Raw genomic sequence first — 1,055 nt, forward strand, 5'->3', positions numbered from 1 at the left:
GCAGGTCCAGATGCCGTCGCGGGCGCGCTGGTGGTACCAGGAGCCGATGCCGCTGCAGCCGCTGGTGTTGTGGTTGGTGATGACGTATCCGGAGACGATCGGCGAGCCCGAGCAGGTCCAGATACCGTCGCGAACGGGCTCCTGGAGCCAGGAACCCGCGCCGTTGCAGCCGCTGCGGTTGAAGTTGGTGATGACGTAGCCGGCCGGGACGGGCGTTCCGGGACAGGTCCACCCACCTGTCGCGGCGGGCCGGGACACGCCGGCCACAGTGCCGGCGGTGCTGCCGGCGGTGGCGGCGCTGGCGGTGCCGGCGGCGGTACCGGTGAGGATGACGGCCGAGATCAGTGCGACCGTTCCCACTGCGGCGGCGATCCTGCTTCGGACGACCGCCATCGTCCTACGAGTCCACAGTTGACGGAATTGGCTGCTCAATTCACACCAGTCCTATCGAAATGCTCACGTGACATCTCCCGACACCCGAAAAAAGAAACCCGACAGTGGAACAAGGACCCTACTAGGCCCAGAAGGCGGGTAATGTCACGGAACGAAAACGGTAACCACATTGGCCTGAAAAGAACATGACGGTCCGTCGGTCTGTCGACTCTCCGCTCCCCCGTAGCTGACCAGCCGTCAAATGTCAGATCGCCTCCTGGGGCGACGCCCCGCGCCTCGCCGGGTGCCGCTGCTGTCGCAGGCCGGAGCGGTGACCGAGTCCGTCCGGCCGCCCTCCGCCGGGGCCGGCCGCTGCCGATTGCGCGAAGCCCCTTGCGGGACCAGGGAGTTATGCCTGGGCTGCCCTCGCGGCCGCTGCGGCCGTCACGAGGGTCTCAGCCGCCGTGCGGGCGTGCCGGGCGGGAGCCGGGTCGCCGCTGATCGCGGCTGCGGTGATCGCGCCGTCGATCAGCAGCACCAACTGCTCGGCCAGTGCCGACGGATCGCCGGCTCCCAGCTCGCGGGTGAGGTCGGTCAGCTGGTCCCGGACGGCGCGCTTGTGATCGCGCGCAGCGCGGGCCACGCCGTCCGAGGTGGCACCCAGCTCGCCGAAGGAGTTGATG

2 protein-coding genes are annotated in these 1,055 nt (G+C 69.0%); both read right to left on the minus strand.

Features of this window, described 5'->3' with window-relative positions; translation table 11 throughout:
• A partial coding sequence (locus tag UK12_RS40325) for a hypothetical protein (RefSeq protein WP_045306843.1) occupies positions 1-393 on the minus strand: 393 nt, incomplete at its 3' end.
• Positions 394-781: 388 nt separating this feature from the next.
• Positions 782-1,055: TetR family transcriptional regulator C-terminal domain-containing protein (locus tag UK12_RS32705; protein WP_045306842.1), on the minus strand; the 274-nt coding region annotated here is incomplete at its 5' end.

Source organism: Saccharothrix sp. ST-888 (genome assembly GCF_000955975.1).
Lineage (GTDB): Bacteria > Actinomycetota > Actinomycetes > Streptomycetales > Streptomycetaceae > Kitasatospora.